We start from the raw sequence: 8,576 nt of genomic DNA, 5'->3' as shown, positions 1-8,576 counted from the left end.
TATTTGGCTAAATATGGCATCCCCACCACGCCAGCAGATTTACAACATCATCGTTGTATCAATATGCGCCTACCAACTATGGGTGGCCTGTATGCTTGGGAGTTTGAAAAAGAAGGGCGTGAGTTAAGAGTTCGGGTTGATGGACAGTTAACTTTCAATAGCATACGACAACGTATTGATGCCGCCGTCATCGGATTTGGTCTGGCCATGGTGCCAGAAGATGCCGTGAAAGCGGAAATTGCCAGCGGTAACCTAATTCGGGTATTGGAAGAATGGTGCGAGCCTTTCCCCGGTTACTATCTCTATTACCCCAGCCGCAGGCAACATACCACCGCGTTTTCATTATTTGTCGACGCCTTGCGTTATCAGCGCTAATCCAAACAAAAACCCCGCCGAAGCGGGGTTTTGCACAATGAGTGGAGTTGACCGGTAAGCCGCTTTCTTTTGGTGAAAAGCGTCGTGGACAGTCATTCCTCTCATGTGTATATCACATAAACAAAAAACCCGCCGAAGCGGGGTTTTGCGGAATGAGTGGAGTTGACCGGTAAGGCAACTAGCCAAATGAAAGGCCGTTTTCCGTTGCATTTACACGTAGTTATAAGGTTAGTGTGTATCTCAGTTTGTATCCCATCATAGCAAGTTAATAACCTTAGCGCAGCCCGACGATGTATCTCACTTGCTGGGGGAAGCCTATTGTCTACCCTATTTCGTTTGTTACACATAAAACACAATTTCAGTTTTTATTTGCCTGATCCATCATTTTCCCTTACCTTTTTGGGCAGATTGCCAAATTGATATTGGCAAATGGATAAATAAGGGATGTTTATGGCTCGTTCGCTAGCTTGTTTGGGTGACAAAACGACTCACGGAGAAATTCGGTCGGCGTCATCGACGTGGTTCGAAGGTCTGAAAGCCGTTGCACAGTCCGGAGATCTCGCGTGGTGTGGAGTGTGTAAGGGTACGTTTCAAATTATAGGCACCGTGTCAGACTGGGCGGAAGACCGACCGTTTGTAGCAACGGGTGATCGTGTGATGTGCAACTGCCCAAATCATGTTGTTATCGGCATGGCGAGGCAGGTGGTTGATCCAATAGTAGAGCGACAGCCACAAACCGTCACAGTGGCACGTCCTGCGATGGCAGAGCCACAACAGTTCGCTCAGTCGGCTAAAAAAGCCAGTTTACCCCCCTATCTCACTGGTGAAAAATCACCTTCTGAGTTTGTGCCGGATTATCCGGTGTTACGTAATACCCACACTCTGCCGGATGATGCCTTACGCACCATGTTGGCACGAACCAATCAAGATGTGATGCTACTGACACTCTCGGAAAGTTTGGAAGTGCTCCAATCATGGGGTTGGAAAGACACGAAAACAGCTTGGGTGGAAACCACTCAATCCGATGTCGGGCAAGTAATGGTTAATTACGGTGTGAATGGAAAGGATGTTGTCACCACCTCAATGATTATTGCTCGATTAGGTGACTTCGGTATTAGAGCCACTGTCTACGTTAATCATAAAGGCACTGAGTTAATCAAACTGACGGGCTATGCCGGTATCAGAAAAGTATTAACCGCGCCGGTATTTGCATTAAAAAACCCGAAGGTGGTTGATTTGGGTATCGGCAAATATGGGCTGAAAAACTCGATTATCAGTGGTGCACGATTAACATTTTATGTTGCAGCCGCTTATCGAACGGTTGATTTTATATTGAACGATGCAACGTCACTGGCTGAGTTTATCGGTTCCTTGGCAACAGATGTAGTGAAAATAGGTATTGCGTCGGCTATTAGTTGGGGGATTGGGACAATCGCTCTAGGCGTTGTTTCTACCGTTGCAGTTCCTTTGGTTGTAGTCGTTGTCGCTGGGTTGGTTTCTGCAATTGGTTTAAACTATTTAGATGATAAATTTGGTTTTACAGATCAAGTTGTTAAGTGCATTGAAGGTGCACAGCAAGAATTTGTAGAAAAAGCTCGCGAGGTGGAACAGGGGCTTTGGGATTTGGGGGCAATGTATGCAGATAAGATGCTTGATAAAGGTAAAGACGTTATTGAGTATGAAGTCAGAAACTATATCAAAGAAGTATTGAGTAACTTTAATACTAGGTGGTTTTAATGTACGAACTCACATTAAAAAGAAGAGTATCTATGTTTTTTGGTGTGCTATTTTTAGTTATACCTTTAAGCGTAGGAGGTGTATATCTGACTTTAGATACCATAAATGAGTATTTATCATTTCCTGATATTATCGTTTTCTCATCTTTTATCATATATGGAATTACGTGTTTTCTTATACTTACCCCTCTTACCTTTCTTTCTATTCCCCCTATTTTTTTAGGTCGTCAAGCACCCGATTCCATCCAAAAGCCTGTATCTAGATTTATTGTCTTCTGCTTTCTTACATCTATTATTTTTCAGATAGGGTTTAGATTTTATTTTATAAATGAATTTGAAAAAAGAGGATATGTAGCTTGTCAGGGCATACCATCAGGCTGGATGCCGGGAATGGCAACTAAGTATGTCACGAGTGAAGCGCTGTGCTTGAAAAAGCCCAATTAAAACGCTCTTCTCTCAGAGAATCTCTTAAGCACTCAATGACCGCCACTGCTACTGACAGTGGCTTTTCGATCGTTATTCAGTGCTGCTTAGCCGTTTCCATAGCGTATAAAACCTAGCTCCGATCTTTTTCAAATATCACCCATCATCTGTCTTAGATACCGAATCTTGTAGTTTAACCCTAGGAACTACGGGAGAAATTTGTGGCGGCACCGCAGCGGAGGTTTACAGGTACACAATGAAAGACTTTCGCTAAAAGGGTTCTAAGGGGAAGCTGGGGCCTAAGCCCCAACTTTGAATCTAACTGCGTTAGCCTACATTAGAATCCGGAGCAGCTTCGTCGTTAGCGGCTCTCTCGAGAAGCTCACGAACACCATCTTCACCGTACTCCTTCACCAAACGTTTAATCTCTTTTTGTGCCTGACTTTCCTTTTTGCGGCAAGCATTATCATGACGTTCCTTGAACACCACTTCCGGCTCGACTTGCAATCTCTCCTGATCTTCTTGGGTAATGAAGAAAAGTGACTGCTTTGTACGGTTGCCTACATCCGATTCGGTCTCAACACGCCGACTCGATATCGGAAATGAGTATTCCTTATCTAAAGCGTGAATCACCGCAGAAGCGCGCTTAACACCGTAATCAGCTGGAATGGTGTAGCCTGATGTTGTGATCGATTTATCATCTAAGAGTGCAGCGAGAACACATACTTGTGTACGGTTTAGTGTCTGGACCGTTTCCAAAGCAGCTGGATGGTTTTCAAAGAAGGTGGTTAGTTTCTGGCGGGCTTGATCGGGTGCGTAATCGTCAGTCACTTTACGCTGGTTAAAATCTTTCGCTGTCATAATGAGTTACTCCATTTCATAACGGATAAACCCAGAGCAGAGATGTAAGCAAGGTTTGCTATAACGCAAAATCTTCTGGAAATTTGCGTCAATTAGCCGTAATGTTATGCCCGGCTTAACCAGACCTGCAAGATTTGGTTGAGCCGCTTCAGTCTCTGAACTGGAGCATGAGCAGCTATCGGGTGTCGGTTCCAAGGCCATTTACCTGATAGCTGCTTTTTCGTTTCTGGGATCCATGATCACCAGAAACTTAATGCTACCACGTCCTCCCTCATTACACATCTAAATTCTACTGATTACGCCTATTTTATGCCCCACAAGGTCACCAAATCGATTCTCCGGGGTTTTATTGTCATTTTTGACATATAGCTAGTTTAAAGGCGATAAACGATTAAAGGCCTATTTAGGTGGTATTTGGTCGTGTGTATAAAAAACCAGTGGTTTAATTTAGTAATGAGAATTAACTTTTTAATATCGATACAGGGGGGGCTTAGTTGGCAGAATTGAATAAAAAAATAGGGCGCAAAAAGCGCCCCTTATGAATTGATTGGTAGTCACAGCATTTTCTTAACGCATAGCTGCCGCATGGGCAGCGCTGCTTGACTGAATCCGAACTGCGACAGTATCTGATTGGGTCTTTTGAAAATATCTGTGACCAACTATCTCATTTAAGTAGACTCCACTAAGACTCCTTAAAGCATTCCAATAGAGTATCAATAACCTCTTGGTGTAAGCCTAATGATACTGTATCGTTTGCCCCACGTTAACGAGACTTGGAGTGGTTATGGCTTCTTTTGGATATGTGCGTGTTAGCAGTAAAGATCAAAATGTGAGTAGGCAAGTTGAAGCATTGCAGAACGCAGGCATAGAAGAGTCGTATTTATTCATTGATAAAGTCAGTGGTAAGAATACTGAACGCCCTGAACTTCAAAAGCTCCTAAATAAAGTCCGTGCGGGGGATAAGGTTACAGTTAAATCAGTAGATCGATTAGCTCGTAACACAAAAGACCTTTTATCATTGTTGGAGGAATTGACGACCAAGGGCGTATCTGTTTATTTTTTAGACAACTCCATGATGTTTGATGATAGCCCCACCAGCAAGTTTATGATCACTATGCTGGGAGCTGTGGGTGAACTAGAACGTAGCTTCATCCGCCAGCGCCAGCAGGAAGGTATAGCTATCGCTAAAGCGAAAGGTGGGGTATTCAAAGGTAAAGCAAGAGATGAAGAGTTACATACTCGGGTAAAGAGCTACCTTACAAATAGCCAGTTATCCGCTGATGAGATTGCTAAGCTATGCGAATGTGGGCGTGCCACGGTGTTCCGTATTAAGAAGGAAATAGCTTTAAGTTGAGGCTGAATTGTTAGGAAAAGCTATCAACGATAAAAAGCTCAATACAGAGCGATTTAAGGCCATTTAATTCATACCCTTTGGGGTTGCATTGCTAGCACTAAAAAAACGTCACAATCAGGTTTACAAGAGCTTCTGACTGCATTAGAGTGCTGTGTCTGTGAGTGATATGAATTAATAATTTAAATCTGTAATCCTAGAGAGTAGGGAGAGCTTTGTTAAGCAGTTTGCTTCTCAATGCTTCTCAATATTCGTGGGAGTCAGTTTACCAAAGAGTCTGGAACCGTCAAAGCGCTTGGTTTTGTCTCCCTGAGAGTATTTACCGTCGTCCTTTGCTAGATAAGATATTCGGTAGACGAACTCCTTTAACTCTCTATCATCGTCTCGTTTAATCATATACGAATTCTTAGGTAAGTGAGCACTCCCCAAGCCTTCAGTAAGATTCATCCACAAGTCATTTATTATCTTGAACAACCCATAATCTACATGACCCGTCTTTTGTACCTGATTCCCAGGTAGTGCAATCCATAGGTGATAGTGTGGTTTTTTGGCTTTTTTAATTTCCCATACCCATCCGTAAGCAAACTTTTTAATCGGCTGATTATCCCATTGCTTAGATTTGAATTTGTCCCTTAACTTAGAAAATAGCTCACTGATCAGGGAGTTAGATTCATCAACACTCATTCCTTCAGGGATGTGTAAGTCAAATCTGAACGCATAAGTACGACTATAGCAACTACGCATCGCATTAATTTCATTGGTAAATTTATCTAAGATCTCAATATAGAGTGGTGAACATTTACGGCTTGTACCGTAGTAAACCTTGTAACTTAATGAGTTATGTAAATACGGACCACTATGAAGGAGCGTAGAGCGCCCCTTTTTCCTCAATAAAACATTAGCCATCAAAATACTCCTAAGTAAAAAAGCAAAAGAAAACCCAGCCAATCTGATGATTAGAATCGAGATAACAGAAAGACATAGCGTGAGGTAGAGATAGGACTAGGATATTATTTAAGAACCCGTAAAAATAGCACACTGAACACAGGACTATGAAAACTACGAATACTAGGCAGTAGAAGGGGAATCACTAAGAAATAGCATAAGGTGAAGGGTTAAATTACGATCCATAAATGTTGCATTAAAAAATACCCATTTCATCTTATATTCAAACAGAGCCTTTGGCAACTGGAAAAGTGGGATTAACCATCAATTTTCTTTTCTCTCTCACCGGTTTCATTACTCAACCGACTGAATAACAAATAAAAATATTCTTTAGTGACCAGACAAATCCATACACCAGATGTCCTCTGCTCGATCATGACTGAAGCTCACAAAATTATGTTCATTATTTCACCAGCAATGGTATTCAATGCGCTCCATACAAACCAATTAATCAATTTTACCGATCGATTTTTGTTTATCGATCGTTATTATTGATCAATAATGTATGGAATGATTAGTTATACCTTCAAGTAACCTTCTGTAAAATTTAGATAATGGGGCTTAAAATGAAAAAGGTCTTGGTAAAGAGCGTTATTGTAGTTGTCATTTTTGGGGCGATGGTAGGGGGCGGTTTGATTGACTTTAGGAGAGGGGATGTAGAAGCAGCTAAAAGAATTCAAGCTGACAACTATGCTACTACCTTTCAAGGTCAAAGTGAGCGGCTTAGTGACATCCAGAAGTCATCTGGTGGCTTATTGGATGTGTTCGATAATATAGGCAGTTGGTGGGAGAATATGGGTGACAGTCAAAAAAAGTAGTATCGTGACAGTAAGCCTTGAAATGAAATCACTGAGATATTTAGTCTTGAGTGGAATACTTATATTCTCAGATAGCCACGCAACGGTGAACACTCTTACATTAATCGATTCCTATCCTACACAGGGCGGCAAAGTCTGTGTTTATAGTGATGGTCATAGAACTGAATCAATCGTGAAGAAAGGGGCTGGTAGTTGCCCCAGTAAGAAGATATTTCGTTAGAAATTTATTATCAAATCCATTCGATACTATCAACTACAGACAATAGGGCAGATAGTTCAAATGTAGTGGTATACACTTGTGTTTGCCCAATCTTAGAATGCTCGTGCCCAACGACTTGCTGAATAAGGTTAACATTCCCAACTTTACTCTGTGCGTTCGTTATAAATGTGTGCCTTAGGCTATGCACGACCCTTCGATTACCCTTAAAACTCACAGGGGGAATTTTAAGGCGATCCCTAATCTGGATAAATGTTTTGCTGATTCGGTTCACATAACCAATTTCAGGAAAAAGATCATTGATTTGGCTTTTGGTTTTTCTACTTTCAACGAAACCTAGAAAGCCCCAATCTACTAGCTTACGATGTAAAGGAATACTCCGAATCCCAGCTTCAGTTTTGCTTTCTTTTATATATATGAAATAGCGTTGGGAATCATCATCAAACTTAATATCCTCCGCATTTAACTTTGCTATTTCTCCCCTACGTGCACCAGTGTAGGATAATAATAAAAACACCCATTTCTCCCAACCAGATAGGCTCAGGAAATGAGTTACGAGCTTTGCCATTTCCTTACGAGAGTACGAACCATAACTTTGACTTTTTGCAGGATACCTAACATTCGCCGTTGGTGAGCTAGTTAAGACATCAACTTCCCGTGTCAAATAACCTGAAAAAAATGACTGACATACTTTTAAATACCCATTAACAGATCTAGAGGAAATCAAATCCTCCTCAGGAATATCTGTATCAAGACATTCCTGAAATGACATATTCCTGTACTTCCCTTTATTCCTCTGCGGTAAGGACTCCGCTATATCCAGCATATCGATTATATTTCTCTTGGTAATTGATACCACCCGTGTTTCAGCCCCAAGTGCAAATTTTATGAACTCAAAATTCGCTTCATTATCTTTTTGGGTTTTAAGTGTCCATTTCTTCTTCTGTGAGGTAAATGCTACAAAATCATTCCAAGCCTCAACCAAGGTAAGCTGATTCTCGCTGTTGGAACCGTCAGCCATTGGTGCAGTGATATAAATAGGAACATTAAGTGTTGGAGGTTTTAAAGACTGAACAATATCGTCATAGTCTTTTAGGTTCCTGCTGAAAAAAGCGGTTCTGGCATCCTGCCACTGTTTGAGGAAATAATCATATTGTACAGAAGCTTCCATAAGCTGATTTGTCATCCCAGTAACATCAAATTGAGCACTGAAATAATCGGTTATATGATCATTGGAAAATGATTTAGCTCCATTGTAAAGAGTATCCTCTAGGTGTTCCCCGGCAAACTCTGAGAACCCTTTAGCTAAATCGACGGGTATTGGCTTACCTCCAGAAGTAGACGCTTCCCTTGCCTCAAATTTGGTTCTACGGGCTTCTTCATGGATTTCTGTTTGAACTTCTAGTAGATAATCATCAATATCACTTTGCGTTAACTGTCTCATTTTTCTCACAATCATCTGTAACTGACTGTTTTCTATCCTACCAAGTTTCAGCAATGAAATGAAAAACATCAGTCTGGATGTGAGGAATCTCGCCCTTTTTATCTCAGTACATGCCAAAGATGACTTAAAAAAGCGGTTATCTGGTAAACGAAAGTAGAGGTAGAAAGTACCATTGCGACGGAACGTATAAGGAAGAGAACAAAAGTTGATGTATCCCATCATGTATCCCACTCAATGTGAAATGCAGACGGGACACACCAACTCATTGTTTTTAAAGAGGAGTGGAGTTGACCGGTAAGCCGGGTTCTGTCGTGGACAGTCATTCCTCTAGGCCAGCAATCGCTCACTGGCTCAAGCAGCCTACCCGGGTTCAGTACGGGCCGTACCATGTGAACCCCTATTTGGC

At 41.6% G+C, this 8,576-nt stretch carries 8 protein-coding genes; 5 read left to right on the top strand and 3 right to left on the bottom strand.

Annotated elements, in window-relative coordinates:
• The 3 genes from ACNSO8_RS00820 to ACNSO8_RS00810 form a co-directional block, all read left to right on the top strand.
• The coding region (locus ACNSO8_RS00820) for a LysR substrate-binding domain-containing protein (RefSeq protein WP_418393542.1) at positions 1 to 375 on the top strand (375 nt) is incomplete at its 5' end.
• 450 nt (positions 376 to 825) lie between these two features.
• A complete protein-coding gene (locus tag ACNSO8_RS00815; protein WP_418393541.1) occupies positions 826 to 2,112 on the top strand; it encodes a PAAR domain-containing protein in 1,287 nt (428 codons plus the stop codon).
• Positions 2,112 to 2,555 (top strand): hypothetical protein, encoded by a 444-nt coding sequence (locus ACNSO8_RS00810; RefSeq protein ID WP_418393540.1) that lies wholly within the window; start codon positions 2,112 to 2,114, stop codon positions 2,553 to 2,555. The genes ACNSO8_RS00815 and ACNSO8_RS00810 overlap by 1 nt, the downstream gene beginning before the upstream one ends.
• Before the next feature lie 306 nt (positions 2,556 to 2,861).
• On the opposite strand, the gene ACNSO8_RS00805 is transcribed toward ACNSO8_RS00810, so the two are convergent.
• Positions 2,862 to 3,395 (bottom strand): hypothetical protein, encoded by a 534-nt coding sequence (locus tag ACNSO8_RS00805; protein ID WP_418393539.1) that lies wholly within the window; start codon positions 3,393 to 3,395, stop codon positions 2,862 to 2,864.
• Between the two features lie 784 nt (positions 3,396 to 4,179).
• Between ACNSO8_RS00805 and ACNSO8_RS00800 the strand changes: the two genes are divergently transcribed.
• Positions 4,180 to 4,749 (top strand): recombinase family protein, encoded by a 570-nt coding sequence (locus tag ACNSO8_RS00800; RefSeq protein WP_227734532.1) that lies wholly within the window; start codon positions 4,180 to 4,182, stop codon positions 4,747 to 4,749.
• Positions 4,750 to 4,980: 231 nt separating this feature from the next.
• Here ACNSO8_RS00800 and ACNSO8_RS00795 read toward each other — a convergent pair whose 3' ends face one another.
• Entirely contained in the window at positions 4,981 to 5,652 is a 672-nt protein-coding gene (locus ACNSO8_RS00795; RefSeq protein WP_227734531.1) for a YagK/YfjJ domain-containing protein, read from the bottom strand.
• A gap of 605 nt (positions 5,653 to 6,257) precedes the next feature.
• Here ACNSO8_RS00795 and ACNSO8_RS00790 point away from each other — a divergent pair.
• Entirely contained in the window at positions 6,258 to 6,509 is a 252-nt protein-coding gene (locus ACNSO8_RS00790) for a hypothetical protein (protein ID WP_050077018.1), read from the top strand.
• A gap of 230 nt (positions 6,510 to 6,739) precedes the next feature.
• On the opposite strand, the gene ACNSO8_RS00785 is transcribed toward ACNSO8_RS00790, so the two are convergent.
• Entirely contained in the window at positions 6,740 to 8,392 is a 1,653-nt protein-coding gene (locus tag ACNSO8_RS00785; RefSeq protein ID WP_227734530.1) for a tyrosine-type recombinase/integrase, read from the bottom strand.
• Positions 8,393 to 8,576: the final 184 nt, after the last annotated feature.

Source organism: Yersinia sp. LJYL362 (assembly GCF_048323875.1).
The sequence above is the reverse complement of the archived record's forward strand: the minus strand, read 5'-3'. Positions and strand labels throughout refer to the sequence as shown.